Below are 15,991 nucleotides of genomic sequence, written 5' to 3' on the forward strand. Positions count from 1 at the left end.
AGCCCATATCGGGCGCAAACCGCCTCCGACAAGAGCTTTGGCGTTCCGACCGGCGAGCAACCCGACGAACGGAACGCGATGTGAAGGTTTTGGGAGTCTAGAGCCGCGGTCGCGCGGCCAGGTTCACGCCGTGAGAAGTGGGGGCGCGCGCGCATCAAAGGCGCGGATCGGCGACAGTTCCGGCCGGTCTTCAGACCATATGCCAAACGGCGCGGCTGACGCGGTTTCGGGCGGCAGCCGCAAATCCGCGATAATGCAAAAGGGTTTGCCATCTCTCGCAATGACAGGTGTCTTGAAACGGGAAGTCTCAGCGCCAACGTGGCGCGCAATGCTGCGGGCAAGGACAGTCGGGTGCGTGACCGGCTCGGTCGCGCCGATCTGGCCTTTGGCAGCCTCGTGCGCGACCTGATCGGCCGTTGCCGCAGGAATGGTCCAGATCAGAAAGAGCAACAAAGCCAGCAGCCGCAGACCAACACCCAAGCTGAGCAGGACGCCGGCCCGTCCTCGGCCGCTTCGTCTCATCCCATCGTTACGGCTTTCATACACTGCGACCAATACGCTTTCGCCTTCATTGCCTCGGTCAGCGGCGAGCCGCGTTCTTAGTTCTCACTATAGCACTTGTGTTGCGAATTGAAGCGCAGCTTTCACAAGGTTGGCTGCAGAAGCTGTTCTCAGGTAGCCGAACTGGATGTTCGTATACTCGTATACCGGTATCCGCGAGGCTGCCTCCACAAGGAGCCTCGTCTGCATAGCTTTGGCCACCTTCGTCCGGGACGTTTGCGCTGCAGGGCAACGCTCCACAATCACGAAATATCAGACAAATCGGACTATTTACGAGCAGCCAATGAGTCTTTAGAGTTCAGACCGCGGCTGGGACGGCGCCGTTCTTTCGCTGCCAGCACCCTTGAGGAGGAGGGCGCCCAAGCCGCATTCGACAAAGTTCAGATCAGCGAAAATGACTGGATCAAATGGGAGGTTGAACATGAAATCTGCGATACGAAATGCGTCCGTCGCCGCAGCGGCCCTGGCTCTCGGTCTGTCCTTCACGGCGATTGCCCGTGCCCAGGACAAACCGACGCTGGCCTTCGTCGTCAACGGCGCTTCCGATTTCTGGAAGGCGGCCGAAGCCGGCGTCAAGAAGGCGCAGGCCGAATTGCCCAACTACAATCTCGAGCTCAAATATCCAGAACAGTCGTCGGTCGCCATCCAGCAGCGGCTGATGGACGATCTGGTGACGGCCGGCGTCAAGGCGATCATGGTTTCGGCCGTCGATCCCAAGACCTCGACCGACGGGCTCAACAAAATCGCCTCGGAGACGGCGCTGTTCACCACCGACAGCGACGCGCCGCAGACCAAGCGTATCGCCTATATCGGCTCGTCCAACATCGATGCCGGCAAGCAGGCGGCCGAGATCGCCAAGAAGGCGATGCCCGACGGCGGCAAATGCCTCGGCTTCGTCGGCCTGCTCGGCGCCGACAATGCCAAGGAGCGCATCGAAGGCATGAAGGAAGGGCTCGCCGGCACTAAGATCGAGCTGATCGACGTGCGTGGCGACGACATCGACCAGGCCCGCGCCAAGAAGAATGTCGAGGACGCGCTGGTCGCCAGCCCCGACGTCACCTGCATGGTCGGCTTCTATTCGTACAACACCCCGCGCATCTATGAAGCGCTGCGCGACGCCGGCAAGCTCGGTCAGATCACCGTCGTCGGCTTCGACGACGATCCGATCACGCTCGGCGGCGTCAAGGAAGGCACCGTTGCCGCCACCGTCGTGCAGCAGCCCTTCGAATGGGCCTACCAGGGCATGAAGCTGATGGCCGCCTATCTCGAGGGCGACAAGTCCGGCATTCCGGAGAACGGCCTGATCATCATCCCGACCAAGATCATCGGCAAGGACGACGTCGACGCCTATGCCGCCAATCTGAAGGCGATGTCCGGAAACTGATGGAGGCGGTGGCAACAGCTTGTCGGTGTTTGCGCTGCCCCTCATCCGCCTGCCGGTCCCTTCTCCCCACTATTACGGGGAGAAGGGACTTGTCGCCGCGCTGGCGACCCCCTCTCCCCCGTTCTTCACGGGGAGAGGGTAAGGGTCAGGGGCAGCGCCAAACCTTCAGCGGATTGTCCTGTTTATCGTTGACGGGCCTGCGCAGGCCCGTCAGTCTTTCGCCCGCCAACTGCTGTCAGGCACGATGAACTATTCCGACGCATCCACCGGCGCATCCACGATTGCCCCGTTCCTCAGTCTCGAGGGCGTACGCAAGACCTATCCTGGCGTGGTCGCGCTGGACGGGTTTTCGCTGGAGGTCAGGCCTGGCGAGGTTATCGGCCTCGTCGGCGAAAACGGCGCCGGCAAGTCGACGCTGATGAAGATCCTCGGTGGCGTGACCACACCCGACACCGGCACGATCACCGTCGATGGTGTCGCCCATGACGGGCTGACCGTCGAGGCCAGCATCGGTTCCGGCATCGCCTTCGTCCACCAGGAACTCAACCTGTTCGAAAACCTCGACGTTGCCGCCAACATCTTTTTCGGCCGCGAGCCGTTGCGCGCCGGTCCGCTCAGGCTTGTCGACCGCACCAAGCTGCGCACGCTGGCGGCGCCACTGCTCAAACGTGTGGGCGCCAATTTCTCGGCCGACACCCCGGTATCGGCGCTGTCGCTTGCCCAGCAGCAGATGGTCGAAATCGCCAAGGCGCTATCGATCGAGGCGCGCCTGGTCATCCTCGACGAGCCGACGTCGAGCCTGCCCCTTGCCGAAACCGACAAGCTGCTCGATGTCATCAAGGCGCTGAAGGCCGACGGCATCAGCGTCATCTTCATCTCGCATCGCCTTCACGAGGTCGAGCGGGTTGCCGATCGCGTCGTCGTGCTGAGGGACGGCATGCTTGCCGGCACGCTGCCGAAGAACGCCATCAACCATGACCAGATGGTCAAGCTGATGATCGGCCGCATGCTGAAGGAGCGGGAGAAGGCCGCAGAATCGGCCCGCCCGCCCGGCGCCGTCGCCCTGTCGGCCAAGGCCGTTCGCACCAGCGCCTATCCCGACCGGCCGGTCGATCTCGGCGTCAGGCGCGGCGAAATCCTTGGCTTGGCGGGTCTTGTCGGCTCCGGCCGCACGGAACTGGCGCGCGTGCTTTTCGGCATCGAGAAGAGCCTTGGCGGCGCGGCCCAGCTTGATGGAAAAGATCTGGTTCTTGGTTCGGCGGCCGACGCTGTGGCCAACGGGATCTTCCTCGTCCCCGAGGATCGCAAGCTGACCGGCATCCTGCTCGACCTGTCGATTGCCCAGAATATTTCGCTCCCCAATCTGCCGGCGCATGCCCGGCGATCCTTGGTCTCTGCCCGCGCCGAAGCCGTCACCGCCGAGAAGCAGAAACGCAATCTCGGCATCAAGGCGCCCTCGGTGGCGACGCGCACCGGCACGCTGTCCGGCGGCAACCAGCAAAAGGTGGTGCTGGCCAAGTGGCTGGCCATGAGCCCCAAGGTGATGATCCTCGACGAGCCGACGCGCGGCATCGACATCGGTGCCAAGGCGGAGATCTACGGGCTGATGCGGGCGCTGGCCGATGCCGGCGTCGCCGTGCTGATGATATCGAGCGACATGGAGGAGGTGATCGGCGTCTCCGACCGCATCGCCGTCATGCATGAGGGCCAGATCTCAGGCATTCTCGACAAGGAACAGTTCAGCCAGGAAAACGTGCTGCTGCTGGCTGTCGGGAAGCAGCCGAAATAGTTTTTATTCGCGCAGGTTCTGACGGCAAAACCGCGGAACACTTTTGCGGAACCTGCTCAGGCAGGCATTGGGAGAAGACGATGAGCAAGAAAGATCTTGGCCTGCTGATCCTGATTCTTGTGGTCGGAGCGGTGGTGGCGATCATCAACCCGCGTTTCCTGCTGCCGATCAACCTCGCCAACACCTCGAACCTGATCGGGCTGTTCGGCATCCTGGCAATCGGCCAGGCCTTCGTCATCATCACCGGCGGCATCGAATTGTCGGTCGGCTCGGTGGTTGCGCTGCTCGGCGTCCTGTTCGTCGATTTCATCGCCACGCGCGGCATGGCATGGCCGGTGGCGCTGCCGCTGATCCTCGTGCTTGGCGGCATCATCGGGCTGGCACATGGCTGGCTGATCACGCGGCTCAGATTGCAGCCTTTCGTGGTGACGCTGTGCGGGCTCTTGATCTATCGCGGCGTGGCGCGGTTCTACACAGCCGACGGCACGGCGGGCTTCGCCTTCGGGCAGAATTTCCCGGAGCTCGAATTCCTGACCGCCGGTCGATCCTATGGCGTGCCGAACAGTTTTATCGCGCTGATCGTCATCGCTATCGTGATGTGGGTGGTGCTGCACCGTTCGGTGTTCGGCCGCTACCTCTACGCCATCGGCAAGAACGAGGAGGCGGCGAAATATTCGGGCATCCGCACCGGCCGCGTCGTCATGGCGGCCTATGTCATCTGCGGTGTGCTGACGGCGCTGTCGGCGATCTACTTCGCCATGTACACGCGCTCGATCTCGCCGGCCAGCCACGGCCAGTTCTACGAACTCTACGCCATTGCCGCAGCCGTGCTCGGCGGCTTCTCGCTGCGCGGCGGCGAAGGCTCGCTGATCGGCGTAATCCTGGGTACGGTTCTGCTGCAGGAACTGCAGAACCTCGTCAACCTGCTCGGCATCCCGTCCTCGCTCAATTTCGCGGTAATGGGCGGGGTGATCCTCATCGGCGTGCTGGTCGATCAGCAATGGGGCGTGTACCGGGAGCGGCGGCTGATGCTGGAGGCAACCCGCAAGGGCGCGGCCGGCGCGGCAGCGGAGTAGTCGCCCTGCTCTTCCTTCTCCCCTTGTGGGAGAAGGTGGCCGAGCGAAGCTCGGTCGGATGAGGAGTGTTCCAGGGAACGCCGACACCTCATTTCTTCCAACACCCCTCAACCGTCTCGGCGCTGCGCGCCGATCCACCTTCTCCCACAAGGGGAGAAGGCAAGAGGCGGCTTAGATCAGGCCCGTCGGTCGGAGAACGCCATTGCCTTGCGCAGCACTTCGACAAAACGCTCGCCAGCCGCCTCGTGCGGGCCGCTATTGTCGATCGAGGTGACGCCTGGCCCGGACAACGCCACATTGGCGCTGCGCGCCAGCCGCGCCAGCACTTCGCCGCGCGACTCGCGGCCACGCGTCGCCAGTCGCTCGGCCAGGATCTGCGGCGATGCGGTGATCTCGACGACAGCCAGATTGGCATAGCGACCACGCAGCGCCGGGATGATGGCGCGGGAGACATTGGCGATAGCGACGCGGCCATTGGCCACCGACCGGTCGACTTCAGCCGGGATGCCGTAGCGCAAGCCATGCGCCTCCCAGGAGATGGCGAAGGCGCCGTCCGCCTCGGCCTCGACGAAGGCCGCATCGGCCAGCGTGTCGTGATCCTCGCTCGTCGTGTCGCTCGGCCGGGTGATGACCCGGCGCACGAACTCCAGCCGGGTCTCGTCGGCAAACAGCGTCCGGGCATAGCCGATCACCGTGTCCTTGCCGGCGCCACTCGGCCCGACGACGGCGACAAACACGCCGTCGCGGATCGGAAACGCCGCGGCGGACAATTCACGCTCGATCGACGCCGACACCATCACGCGACCCGACGACCCTGCCGCCAAACCGTGCGGACAACCGGGACATGATCGTCGAGACGGACGCGAACCAGATCGGCGCGCCGGCCCTGCTCGATGACGCCACGGTCGGCGAGGCCGACCGCCTCGGCCGGGTTCTTCGAAACCATCGCCACCGCCTGCGGCAGGGAGATGCCGTCGACCACGTCGCCGAGGAAAAAGGCCGCCTGGATCAGGCTGAAGGGGATGTAGTCGGACGACAATATGTCGAGCAAGCCTTCGCCGGCAAGTGTCCGGGCCGAGACATTGCCCGAATGCGAGGCGCCGCGCATGACGTTCGGGGCGCCCATCAGCACCCCGAGCCCTGCCGCCTTCGAAGCGTTTGCGGCCTCTTTGGTGGTCGGGAATTCGGCGACGCGGACGCCTTGTTCGATCGCCTCGTCGACATGGCCGGTCGTGGCGTCGTCATGGCTGGCCAGCACGATGTCGCGCTGATGGCAGGCGGCAGCGATGAAGGCGCGGTTCGGCCCCGAATTCGTCGCCGACTCCGCCATCCGCTTCTCACAGAATTGCTGGAATTCGCGATCCGTCAGCTTCAGTTTGCGCTGGTAGTAATAGGCATAGGTTTCCAAATCGACGAACTGGCGCTGTCCCGGCGCATGGTCCATCAGCGACGCCAGCTTGATCCTGTCATCGCCGTCAAAATGCGCGAAGGCTGCGAGGCAATCCGGCGCCGAAACCTCGCAGCGCAGATGGATGAAATGGTCGGCCCGCAGCCGGTCCTGTTGGACGCTGTCCTCGATCGCATCGGCCAGCTTGCGCATGTCGGCCGAATTCATGTCGGCGTCGTCGTCCATGCCGACGCGCAAGGCATCGAGCACGGTGGTGATGCCGGCGGTCGCCACCTGCGCGTCGTGGGCGAGCACCGCGGCGATCGGGTTCCAGCGCACCTTCGGCCGCGGCGCGTAGTGACCCTCCAGGTGGTCGGTATGAAGCTCAACCAGCCCGGGAATGATGAAATCGCAGGCCATGTCCTCGCCGTTCCGGGCGGAGCCGGCGTCGATCCCGGCGATCAAGCCGTCGCGCAGCACGATCGAGCCCTCGACGATCTCGTCAGCAAGCACGATCCGGGCATTGTTGAGAACGGTCTCGACGGTCATTTCAGGCAGTCCTTGGAGCATTTTGCAGCCAATTGGAGTCACCGATTGGAATGAGTTGGCGTCGCACAAAAGCGGTTTAAAACAAATAGTATTTCAGGCGGTTTTTCTCGCCGGACGGTGCCCGAGCGCGTGATGGGAGAGCACCATGAACGGGGCGCCAGGTTCGGTTTCGACAAACAGGGTCAGCGCGTCCACCGGCACCGGCCGTTGCAGGACTCCCGCAAACAGGCTGCCGATTGCTGCGCGAAGACGAGGGCTTTCCTGTGACGAGACACGACCGGACAGCGTCATGTGGAATCGAAATGTCTCGAAGACATAGGGGTAGCCCCACTGGCAGAGATGGCGGAACTCATCCGGCTTCAGCGAATCGGGGCTGCGCCGCTCGATCTCCGCCTCGCTGAGTGGCGCGCGAAAACGGTCGAAGTCGCGCACGACGTCGTCGGCGAAGCGGTTGAGCGCCGGCAACGGTCCTTCCGGCACCAGCGCGAAGAAGCCGTCGATCTGGCTGACGACCAGCCGTGGGATCGTCATCACCGGCGTCGTCTCGGCGAAATCGTCCAGTGCGGCGCGAAGCGCGGCTTCCGTTTCGTTCGAAGCCAGCCGGAAGGGCGCCTTCAGTGTCGCATGAAAGCCGTAGCGGCGTGCCGAAGCGGTGTGGAAGGCGACTTCCGCCGCCGACAGCTCGCCCACGGCCTTGACCGGCCTCGTGGCGGCACCGAACGGGTCGCGGCCGAGCCAATTGGCGGCGATCCGCGCCAACGGTTCGTCCTGCCGGGGGGTGAAATAGATAGCGTAGCGCATCGAAAGTCCTCGTCAACTCCCGCTGCCATAGGCGATTTGCATGACGAAATGACGAAGCTGATGGTCGCTCCTGATAACAAACTTGTTCAGGCGGGTCATTAGCCGACGATTTTTTCGCTTTGGGCCAGTTTGCCGACCCGGAAGCATCGCGCGATCAGGCCTTCATCAGCCATTCGTGCTCGGGCGCGTTGTGGAATTTCCACGTCCGCTTCGGCCCGGCCATGACGTTGAGGTAGTAGAGGTCGTAGCCATGGCAGGCGGCGCAAGGGTGATAGCCCTTGGGTACCAGCACGACGTCGCCGTCCTCGATCGCCATCGCCTCGTCGAGCGAACGAGCGCCGTTCCGATCGGCATCGGTGTAGACGCGCTGGAAAGCAAAGCCCTGCGGCGGATTGAGGCGGTGGTAATAGGTCTCCTCGAGATAGGACTCGGCCGGCAGATTGTCCTGGTCATGCTTGTGCGGCGGATAGCTCGACGTGTGGCCGCCAGGCGTGATGACCTCGACCACCAGCAATGAATCGGCCGGCTTGCCTTCCGGCAGGATGTTGGTGACATAGCGCGTGTTGGTGCCCTTGCCGCGAACCTCCTGGCCGAGATCTTTTGGCGCGATGACGCGGACCGGCAGGCAGCCGCCAAGCCCCGGCGCCGAGCAGACCGCGAGTTCGAGACCGGTGTCGGCGGTCACCGACCAGTCAGAGCCCTGCGGCACATAGACCGACCACGGCTTGCCTTCGAAGGGCGACATGCGTTCGCCGAGCAGGCCGAGATCGTTGCCGCCGGCCTTGGCCTTGCCCTTGCCGGTGACGAACACCAGGCAGACTTCACGGCTCGCGGTTTGTCCGGAGATGGTCTCGCTTGGCCGCAATCGATGCAGATCGAAACCGACATAGGTCCAGCCGGCGTTTTGCGGCGTCACATGGGCGACGCGGCCATGGCCCTTATCGGCCTTGACGAGCAGTTTCGACATCCGGGCTCACTCCTTTGGTTCGGTGTCGGCCGAACCCTTGCCGCCGTCGGCCGGCTTGTAGAGATAGAAGAACTGCCAGACGGCATAGCCGGCGAAGCCGAGCGCGATCGTGCCCCAGAACGGCGCGCCGGTGGCAAACTCGACCACGGCCCAGCCCAGGCAGACGGCGACAATGGCAACGCGTCGCCACAGCGGCCGGAAGAACGGATGCTCAGAGTCCTTCATCGGATCAGCCCCCGCATCGGATCACCCCATCGCCGGGAATAGACTCGCTCAAGCATTGGGGAAGCCCTGCGTTTCAACCGTGTAGCCGGCGGCCGTCATCACCCGCATCAATTCCTTGTAGCCGACTTGCGCCATCGTGAGCGGCGGATTCTTCTTGGGATCCTGCTCGGCCTCGACCACGAACCAGCCTTCATAGCCATAGTTCGCCAGCCTTTCCACAGTGGCGCCAAAATCCAGCGAGCCATCGCCCGGCACCGTGAAGGCGCCGAGCGCCACGGCATCGAGGAAGGATTGCTTCTGGCGATCGAGTTTTTCGATCACCTCAATCCGCACGTCCTTCACATGCACATGGTTAATGCGCTGGTGATGGTTGTCGATGGCGCGCAGAACATCGCCGCCGGCAAAGGCCAGATGGCCGGCGTCGAGCAGCAGTGGAATGCCTTCTCCCGAATGGCGCATGAACGCATCGAGCTCCGGCTCGGTCTCGACGACCGCCGCCATATGATGGTGGTAGGAAAGCGGCATGCCTTGCTCGGCGCACCATTCGCCGAACTGCGTGAGGCGCCTCGCATAGGCCTTCATCTCGTCGTCCGAAAGCCTCGGCTTGGTGGCGAGCGGCTTTGAGCGGTCGCCCTGGATGGAGCGGCCGACCTCGCCATAGACGATGCAGGGCGCGTTCACCGCCTTGAACAGATCGATCATCGGCTGGATGCGATCCTTGTTCCTGGCCATGTCTTCGTCGACCAGCGTACCGGAGAACCAGCCGCCGCAGAGCGTCACGTCGGCCGCCTTCAGGATCGGCAGCATGATTTTCGGATCACTGGGAAAACGGCGGCCCATTTCCATGCCGGTGAAGCCTGCCGAGCGCGATTGCGCCAAACACTCCTCCAGCGACACGTCATCGCTGAGTTCCGCAAGATCGTCGTTCCACCATGCAATGGGGGACATGCCCAGTTTGGCTTTCAAGTCGTCACTCCAATGTCAGATCGTTCAATTTTCATTCGCCGACATCAATCACCAACACTCTGCATCCGCCGCTTTTCTTCATAGGCTTTGCGTGCGGCGTTGACCTGCGGCCGCGAAGAAACTTCCGGCACGGCGACATCCCACCAATGGCCGCCGACATCGGTCGACACCAGTGGGTCGGTGTCGATGACCAGTACCGTCGTCTTGCTATTGCCTTTCGCCTTTGCCAGCGCCGTTTCCAACCCTGCGATCGATGAAACCTTCTCGGCGATCGCACCAAGGCTTGCCGCATGCGCGGCGAAGTCGATATCGGGCATAACCTCGTGACGGGCGTCCTTCAGCAGATTGTTGAAGTTGGCGCCGCCGGTTGCCATCTGCAGCCGGTTGATGCAGCCATAGCCTCTGTTGTCGAGCAGCACGATGGTCATCTTGAGGCCGAGCATGACGGAGGTCGCGATCTCGGAATTGAGCATCAGATAGGAGCCGTCGCCGATCATGACGACGACCTCCTCGTCGGGCTTGGCCATCTTGACGCCGAGCCCGCCAGCGATCTCGTAGCCCATGGTCGAGAAGCCGTATTCGGCGTGGTACGAGCCGGGCGCGCCCGCCTGCCAGAGCTTGTGCAACTCGCCGGGCAGCCCGCCGGCAGCATGAAGCAGTATCACGCCGGAGCCCATGGCGCGCTGCACGGCGCCGATCACCTGCGCATCCGAGGGGTAGGCGGCATTGGTCGAGGCCGTCACCTTGCCGGCTTCGGCCTGCCATTCTTTCTTGCCCCTGGCCGCATTATCGGTCCAGGCGGCCGGCGCCTGCCAGCCGTTCAGCGCCGCGCCAAGCTCGGCGAGCCCTTCCGCCGCATCAGTGACCAGCGGCAGCGCCTGGTGCTTGCCCGCATCGAAAGGCTGGACGTTCAGCCCGATGATGGTCTTGCCGGAATTCTTGAACAGCGCCCACGAGCCGGTGGTGAAATCCTGCAATCTGGTGCCGACGGCAAGCACGACATCGGCTTCCTCGGCCAGCCGGTTGGCAGCCGAAGTGCCGGTGACGCCGACCGCCGCCATGTTGAGCGGATGATCGTCCGGCAGCGAGGATTTGCCGCCCTGTGTCTCACAGACCGGGATGGCGGCGCCTTGCACCAGCTTCGCCAGCTCGCCGGAAGCCTGTGAATACAGCACGCCGCCACCGGCAATCACCAACGGCTTTTTCGCGCCCTTCAGCGCCGCCACGGCGGCCGCCAACTCCCCACGGTCCGGACGCGGCCGGCGCTGATGCCAGACCCGTTCGGCAAAGAAGCTCTCGGGGTAATCAAAGGCCTCGGCCTGCACGTCCTGGCAGAGCGCCAAGGTCACTGGCCCGCATTCGGCCGGATCGGTCAGCACCTGCATCGCACGGTTGAGCGCCGGGATGATCTGCTCGGGCCGGGTGATGCGATCGAAATAGCGCGACACCGGCCGGAAGCAATCGTTGACCGTCGCGGTACCGTCGGAGAAATCTTCGGCCTGTTGCAGCACAGGGTCGGGGATACGATTGGCGAAGACGTCGCCGGGGAGAAACAGGACGGGCAACCGGTTTACATGCGCAAGTGCCGCCGCCGTCACCATGTTGAGCGCGCCGGGGCCGATCGAACTGGTTGCCGCCATGAAGCGGCGACGGAAATTGGCTTTGGCGTAGGCGATCGCTGCATGCGCCATCGCCTGTTCGTTGTGGGCGCGAAAGGTCGGCAATTCGTCGCGCACCTGATAAAGCGCCTCGCCGATGCCGGCGACATTGCCGTGGCCGAAGATCGCCCAGACGCCGCCGAAGATCGGCATTTTCCTGCCGTCGATCTCGGTCATCTGGCAGCCGAGAAAGCGGGTCAGCGCCTGCGCCATCGTCAGGCGGATTGTCTTGGTCATGTTGTTTTCCTCCGCAGTCTCTATGCCGCGCCTTCTTATGCTGCTTTGCGGCCGCGCGCGGCAAGCCATGCCTCGGTCAGTCGCTCGAAGCGCGACGCCATGTCGGCCACCGCCTCCTCGTCCGACATCTTGCCGGCAAGCCATTGTTCGGCCGCGTTGATGAAGATGGTGCGACCGACGGCGAAGCCCTTGACGATCGGCGCCTTGGCGGTGGCGGCAAAGGCCGCTTCCAGTTCGTCCTGCGGCGCCTCCAGGCCGAGCAGCACGACCCCGCGGCACCACGGATCGTTCTTCAGGATCACCGCTTCGATCTTTGCCCAGGCCGCGGCTGAGGCCTGCGGTTCAAGTTTCCACCAGTCGGGCTTGATATCAAGCGCATAGAGTTCCTGCAGCGCCCGCGGGATCGTCGTGTCGTCGAGCTCGCCGTGCTTGCCGGCGATGATCTCGATGAGAAGTTCTCTGCCTACTTTCCGCGCGGCCTCGAACAGGCTTTTGAGCTTCTGCTGCTGCTCGGTCTTCAGCGCCTCGGGGTCGTCGGGGTGGTAGAAGCACAGGCACTTGATGCAATGGTCGACCGGCCACTCGATCAGTTGCGAGCCGATATCCTGCGAGAATTCGAAACGAAGCGGCCGCGATCCCGGCAGTTCGACCGGCCGGCCGAGCCAGGCGAAGGGATGGCGGGCGAATTCAAGCATCGCCTCGCGGCCGTATTTTTCGTCGAGCAGCATGCCGTAGCCGGCGCGGCCGGCGGCAACCTTTGCCGCCGCCTTGACCGTCAGCACCTTGAAATCGTGGATACGCGATGGGTCGGCGCCGGCTTTCGCGGCGACATCGTCAAGCTGGATACGGTGATCGCAGGCCAGCGCCATCAGCGAGGGAATATCGCGTCGGCGCGTCGTCGCCCAATGGATATGGTTGATCGCCTCGTCCTTGCGCAGCGCCAGGTGCCTGCTGCCGTTCTTCAGGAAGAACTGCAATTCCTCGAAGGTCGGGTATTCCGGCGCGCAGAGCAGCCGCGACACGGCGAAAGCGCCGCAGGCATTGGCCCAGGTTGCCGCCGTCTCCAAGCTCTCCTCGCCGAGCCAGCCGCGCAAAAAACCTGACATGAAGGCATCGCCGGCGCCGAGCACATTGTAGACCTCGATCGGAAACCCCCTGCCAACGATGCCGTCCTCGAGGTCGTCGCTGATCGGCCCGTCATAGACGATGCAGCCCATGGCGCCGCGCTTCAAGACGATCGTGGCCTTGGACAGCGAGCGGACCGTCTTCAACGCGCTCAGGCAATCATCGGCACCGGAGGCGATCATGATCTCTTCTTCGGTGCCGACGATCAGGTCGCAATCGGGCAGCACCGACTTCAGCTGGGCGGAGACCCGGTCGGATTTCACATAGCGCTCGAAGCCTTCGGCATGGCCGGCAAGGCCCCACAGATTAGGGCGGTAGTCGATGTCGAACACCACCTTGCCGCCCGTGGCCTTGATGGCACGGATCGCCTTGCGCTGCGCGGCGTCGCTGTTGGGCCGCGAAAAATGCGTGCCGGTGACGACGATCGCGCGTGCCGAAGCGATGAACGTCTCATCGATGTCGTCTTCCGAAAGCGCCATGTCGGCGCAGTCGGTGCGATAGAAGATCATCGGCGAGACGCCCTCGTCCTCGACCGACAGCAGCACCAGCGCGGTCAGCCGGTCCGGGTCGGTCCTGAGGCCGTCAACCGAAACCCCCTCGCGGGTCAGCTGCTCGCGGATGAAGCGGCCCATCTGCTCGTCGCCGACGCGGGTGAGCAGCGCCGAGCGCAGGCCGAGCCTCGCCGTGCCGACCGAAATGTTGGCCGGACAGCCGCCGACCGACTTGGCAAAGGAGGTGATGTCCTCCAGCCGCGAGCCGATCTGCTGGCCGTAGAGATCGACCGAGGCGCGGCCGATGGTGATGACGTCGAGCGGCGCATGTTTCGCGTCCACGGCTTCGCTCATTCGAACCTCCCATCAGCCTTGTTGTCTTGGTAACACATTGTCTTGGGTAACACGCGCGAGCGGCAGCGTGGCGCCGGCAATATGAAATAATAATTCCAATCGATAGTCAATATGGAACGCGCGTTCCTTTGCCGAAAAGTAGCCTGTCAGGCTTTGCGCTTCCCGCCGCTGTCGCGCCGCTTTTCGCCAACCGCAACGGTCAGCGCCATGGCCAGCGCCATCGTCGCCGACAGCGAGCGGAAGCCGGCGAAATCGGCTTCAGCGACCTCGAACCAGACTTTGGCGAACTGGGCGAGCGGGGAAAAGGAACTGTCGGTGATCGCTACGATCGGAACGCCTTGCTCCGAGATGACGCGCGCCTCCTCGATGGTCGCCGGGGCGTAAGGCGAGAAACTGATGGCGATGACGGCATCCCTGGGCGAGGCAAAGCTGATCATCTCGGCGTTAAGGCCGGCGGCTGATTCGATCAGCTGGTTGCGGATCTTGAGCTTGCCCAGCGCATAGGCGATGTAGGAGGCGACCGGATAGGAGCGGCGCTTGGCCAGCACATAAATCGTCTCCGCCTTCGCCAGCAAGGCGATGGCAGCTTCGAAATGGTCTTCGTTCAACCTGCCTGAAATATCGTTGAGCGAGGTGCTCGCCGCGGCGACGAAGCCGTCGAAAATCGCTCGGTGACCGGCGCCTTCCTCGGCCTTGGCGCGCAATGCCGCCAGCCTTTCATCATAGGACGAATTGCGCTCGCGCAGGCGCTCGCGAAACACCAGCTGCAGGCTGGTGAAGCCGTCGAAGCCGAGCTGCTGGGCGAAGCGGATCAAGGTCGAAGGCTGGACGCCGGCGGAGGCGGCGATGCTGGCGGCGGTGCCGAAGGCAATATCGTCGGGATTGTCGAGCGCATAGGCGGCGATCTGCGCGATGCGCTTGGGCAGGCTCTGGCGCCGTTCCAGGATCGTCGTACGCAGCGTCTCGAAATCGCGGGGCACCCGTTCGTCCATCGTCGCTCCGCCTAGGTCCATCAGTCGATGCCGTGTGATGCCCCATCATAGCGAGCCTGTGCAAGAAGGCCATAAAAAATGAGCCATGCGTTCCATTTCTGGAAAAAATGGACTAATTCATCCACACAACCTTTCTGGCAGCGGAGACAATGAAATGGTCGGAGTCGGTCTTATCGGCACGGGGTTCATGGGCAAGTGCCACGCTATCGCCTGGAACGCGGTCGGCACCGTCTTTCCCGACGTGGCCAAGCCAAGGCTGGTCCATCTCGGCGAGGTCGATGACGACCTTGCCAAGCGCCGGGCGGCCGAGTTCGGCTTCGCCAAGGGCTCCGGCGACTGGCGCGCCGTCATCGATGACCCGGACGTCGATATCGTCTCGCTGACCACGCCGAACCAGTTCCACCCGGAGATGGCCATCGCCATCCTCGAAGCCGGCAAGCATCTGTGGTGCGAAAAACCGATGGCGCCGAGCTTTGCCGAGGCGCAAGCGATGGCGGCGGCGGCCAAAAAATCCGGCAAGGTGGCCGCGCTCGGCTACAACTACATCCAGAATCCGGCGATCCGCCATATCGGTGCGCTGCTCGACGAGAAGATCCTCGGTGAAGTCAACCATCTGCGCATCGAGATGGACGAGGATTTCATGGCCGACCCGGAGGCGCAGTTCTTCTGGAAGCACGAGGCGGCGTCCGGTTACGGCGCGCTCGACGATTTCGCCGTGCATCCGCTGTCGCTGGTCTCGGTGCTGTTCGGCCGCGTCGCCCGCGTCATGTGCGACATGGCAAAACCCTATGCCGATCGCCGCGTCGCATCAGGCGGGCGTCGCGCGGTCGAGACCTACGACATCGCCAGCGTGCTGATGCATCTCGAAAACGGCATTGCCGGCACACTGCTGGTCAACCGTTCGGCCTGGGGCCGCAAGGGCCGAATCGCCATTCAGATCTTCGGCTCGAAGGGCTCGATCCTGTACGACCAGGAGCGGATGAACGAGTTCCAGCTTTACCTGACAGCCGACCGCCCGACCGAGCAAGGCTATCGCACCATCCTGGTGGCGCCGCACCACAAGCCCTACGACGCCTTCCTGCCGGCGCCCGGCCACGGTCTCGGCTTCAACGACCTCAAGATCATCGAATGCCGCGAGCTTTTGACGCGGCTGGCCGGCAAGCCGGCGCGGATCATCGATTTCGACGAGGGACTTGAGATCGAGCGCACGGTGCATGCCATGGCGCACTCATTCGAGGAACAGCGCTGGGTGGATGTGAGGTAGCGGCTCGCCGACGTAGGTTCCCCTTCTCCCCTTGTGGGAGAAGGTGGCCGAGCGAAGCTCGGTCGGATGAGGGGTGTTGGACGGATCGCTGCTTTGAGTCGTAAGCATCTAATATCATTCAATATTTTAGCGCATCGCTTCTTCCAGCACCCCTCTTCCGTCTCG

Annotated in this window: 14 protein-coding genes; 4 read left to right on the plus strand and 10 right to left on the minus strand. The window is 63.4% G+C overall.

Annotated features, from left to right (window positions below):
* Positions 1 to 123: 123 nt before the first annotated feature.
* Entirely contained in the window at positions 124 to 480 is a 357-nt protein-coding gene (locus tag AC0L16_RS11850) for a hypothetical protein (protein WP_473620906.1), read from the minus strand.
* A 502-nt stretch (positions 481 to 982) separates the two neighbouring features.
* On the opposite strand from AC0L16_RS11850, the gene AC0L16_RS11855 reads away from it, so the two are divergent.
* From AC0L16_RS11855 to AC0L16_RS11865, 3 genes are all read left to right on the plus strand, one after another.
* Entirely contained in the window at positions 983 to 1,945 is a 963-nt protein-coding gene (locus tag AC0L16_RS11855) for a sugar-binding protein (protein WP_287215957.1), read from the plus strand.
* Between the two features lie 244 nt (positions 1,946 to 2,189).
* Entirely contained in the window at positions 2,190 to 3,734 is a 1,545-nt protein-coding gene (locus tag AC0L16_RS11860) for a sugar ABC transporter ATP-binding protein (protein WP_473620908.1), read from the plus strand.
* Between the two features lie 80 nt (positions 3,735 to 3,814).
* Positions 3,815 to 4,810 (plus strand): ABC transporter permease, encoded by a 996-nt coding sequence (locus AC0L16_RS11865; RefSeq protein WP_473620910.1) that lies wholly within the window; start codon positions 3,815 to 3,817, stop codon positions 4,808 to 4,810.
* A 176-nt stretch (positions 4,811 to 4,986) separates the two neighbouring features.
* On the opposite strand, the gene phnN is transcribed toward AC0L16_RS11865, so the two are convergent.
* From phnN to AC0L16_RS11910, 9 genes are all read right to left on the minus strand, one after another.
* Positions 4,987 to 5,610 carry a phosphonate metabolism protein/1,5-bisphosphokinase (PRPP-forming) PhnN gene (phnN, locus tag AC0L16_RS11870; protein ID WP_473620912.1) on the minus strand — a complete coding sequence of 208 codons (624 nt, stop codon included), beginning with the start codon at positions 5,608 to 5,610 and terminating at the stop codon, positions 4,987 to 4,989.
* On the minus strand, positions 5,607 to 6,746 hold the full coding sequence (locus AC0L16_RS11875) for an alpha-D-ribose 1-methylphosphonate 5-triphosphate diphosphatase (RefSeq protein WP_473620914.1): 1,140 nt from the start codon (positions 6,744 to 6,746) through the stop codon (positions 5,607 to 5,609). Before AC0L16_RS11875 ends, phnN begins: the two co-directional genes overlap by 4 nt.
* A 93-nt stretch (positions 6,747 to 6,839) precedes the next feature.
* Positions 6,840 to 7,547, minus strand: coding sequence for a DUF1045 domain-containing protein (locus AC0L16_RS11880; RefSeq protein ID WP_473620916.1), 708 nt, complete (start codon positions 7,545 to 7,547; stop codon positions 6,840 to 6,842).
* A 154-nt stretch (positions 7,548 to 7,701) separates the two neighbouring features.
* On the minus strand, positions 7,702 to 8,514 hold the full coding sequence (iolB, locus tag AC0L16_RS11885; RefSeq protein ID WP_473620918.1) for a 5-deoxy-glucuronate isomerase: 813 nt from the start codon (positions 8,512 to 8,514) through the stop codon (positions 7,702 to 7,704).
* 6 nt (positions 8,515 to 8,520) lie between these two features.
* Entirely contained in the window at positions 8,521 to 8,739 is a 219-nt protein-coding gene (locus tag AC0L16_RS11890; RefSeq protein ID WP_287317799.1) for a DUF3329 domain-containing protein, read from the minus strand.
* Positions 8,740 to 8,787: 48 nt separating this feature from the next.
* Positions 8,788 to 9,705, minus strand: coding sequence for a myo-inosose-2 dehydratase (gene iolE, locus AC0L16_RS11895; protein ID WP_473620920.1), 918 nt, complete (start codon positions 9,703 to 9,705; stop codon positions 8,788 to 8,790).
* A gap of 44 nt (positions 9,706 to 9,749) precedes the next feature.
* Positions 9,750 to 11,600, minus strand: coding sequence for a 3D-(3,5/4)-trihydroxycyclohexane-1,2-dione acylhydrolase (decyclizing) (gene iolD / locus AC0L16_RS11900; RefSeq protein WP_473620921.1), 1,851 nt, complete (start codon positions 11,598 to 11,600; stop codon positions 9,750 to 9,752).
* A gap of 35 nt (positions 11,601 to 11,635) precedes the next feature.
* Positions 11,636 to 13,570 (minus strand): bifunctional 5-dehydro-2-deoxygluconokinase/5-dehydro-2-deoxyphosphogluconate aldolase, encoded by a 1,935-nt coding sequence (locus AC0L16_RS11905; RefSeq protein WP_473620923.1) that lies wholly within the window; start codon positions 13,568 to 13,570, stop codon positions 11,636 to 11,638.
* A 146-nt stretch (positions 13,571 to 13,716) separates the two neighbouring features.
* On the minus strand, positions 13,717 to 14,562 hold the full coding sequence (locus AC0L16_RS11910) for a MurR/RpiR family transcriptional regulator (protein WP_473620924.1): 846 nt from the start codon (positions 14,560 to 14,562) through the stop codon (positions 13,717 to 13,719).
* Between the two features lie 154 nt (positions 14,563 to 14,716).
* Between AC0L16_RS11910 and AC0L16_RS11915 the strand changes: the two genes are divergently transcribed.
* Entirely contained in the window at positions 14,717 to 15,826 is a 1,110-nt protein-coding gene (locus AC0L16_RS11915) for a Gfo/Idh/MocA family protein (RefSeq protein ID WP_473620925.1), read from the plus strand.
* Positions 15,827 to 15,991 lie beyond the last annotated feature (165 nt).

The sequence above is a fragment of the Mesorhizobium sp. WSM4848 genome (assembly GCF_055811375.1).

What these genes read in the sequence shown, in the direction of transcription:
- iolB (WP_473620918.1), bottom strand. Translation starts at nt 8,514, where the DNA reads ATGTCGAAACTGCTCGTCAAGGCCGATAAGGGCCATGGCCGCGTCGCC.
- iolD (WP_473620921.1), bottom strand. Translation starts at nt 11,600, where the DNA reads ATGACCAAGACAATCCGCCTGACGATGGCGCAGGCGCTGACCCGCTTT.
- AC0L16_RS11860 (WP_473620908.1), top strand. Translation starts at nt 2,190, where the DNA reads ATGAACTATTCCGACGCATCCACCGGCGCATCCACGATTGCCCCGTTC.
- AC0L16_RS11875 (WP_473620914.1), bottom strand. Translation starts at nt 6,746, where the DNA reads ATGACCGTCGAGACCGTTCTCAACAATGCCCGGATCGTGCTTGCTGAC.
- AC0L16_RS11865 (WP_473620910.1), top strand. Translation starts at nt 3,815, where the DNA reads ATGAGCAAGAAAGATCTTGGCCTGCTGATCCTGATTCTTGTGGTCGGA.
- AC0L16_RS11915 (WP_473620925.1), top strand. Translation starts at nt 14,717, where the DNA reads ATGGTCGGAGTCGGTCTTATCGGCACGGGGTTCATGGGCAAGTGCCAC.
- AC0L16_RS11855 (WP_287215957.1), top strand. Translation starts at nt 983, where the DNA reads ATGAAATCTGCGATACGAAATGCGTCCGTCGCCGCAGCGGCCCTGGCT.
- AC0L16_RS11910 (WP_473620924.1), bottom strand. Translation starts at nt 14,562, where the DNA reads ATGGACGAACGGGTGCCCCGCGATTTCGAGACGCTGCGTACGACGATC.
- AC0L16_RS11890 (WP_287317799.1), bottom strand. Translation starts at nt 8,739, where the DNA reads ATGAAGGACTCTGAGCATCCGTTCTTCCGGCCGCTGTGGCGACGCGTT.
- AC0L16_RS11880 (WP_473620916.1), bottom strand. Translation starts at nt 7,547, where the DNA reads ATGCGCTACGCTATCTATTTCACCCCCCGGCAGGACGAACCGTTGGCG.
- AC0L16_RS11905 (WP_473620923.1), bottom strand. Translation starts at nt 13,570, where the DNA reads ATGAGCGAAGCCGTGGACGCGAAACATGCGCCGCTCGACGTCATCACC.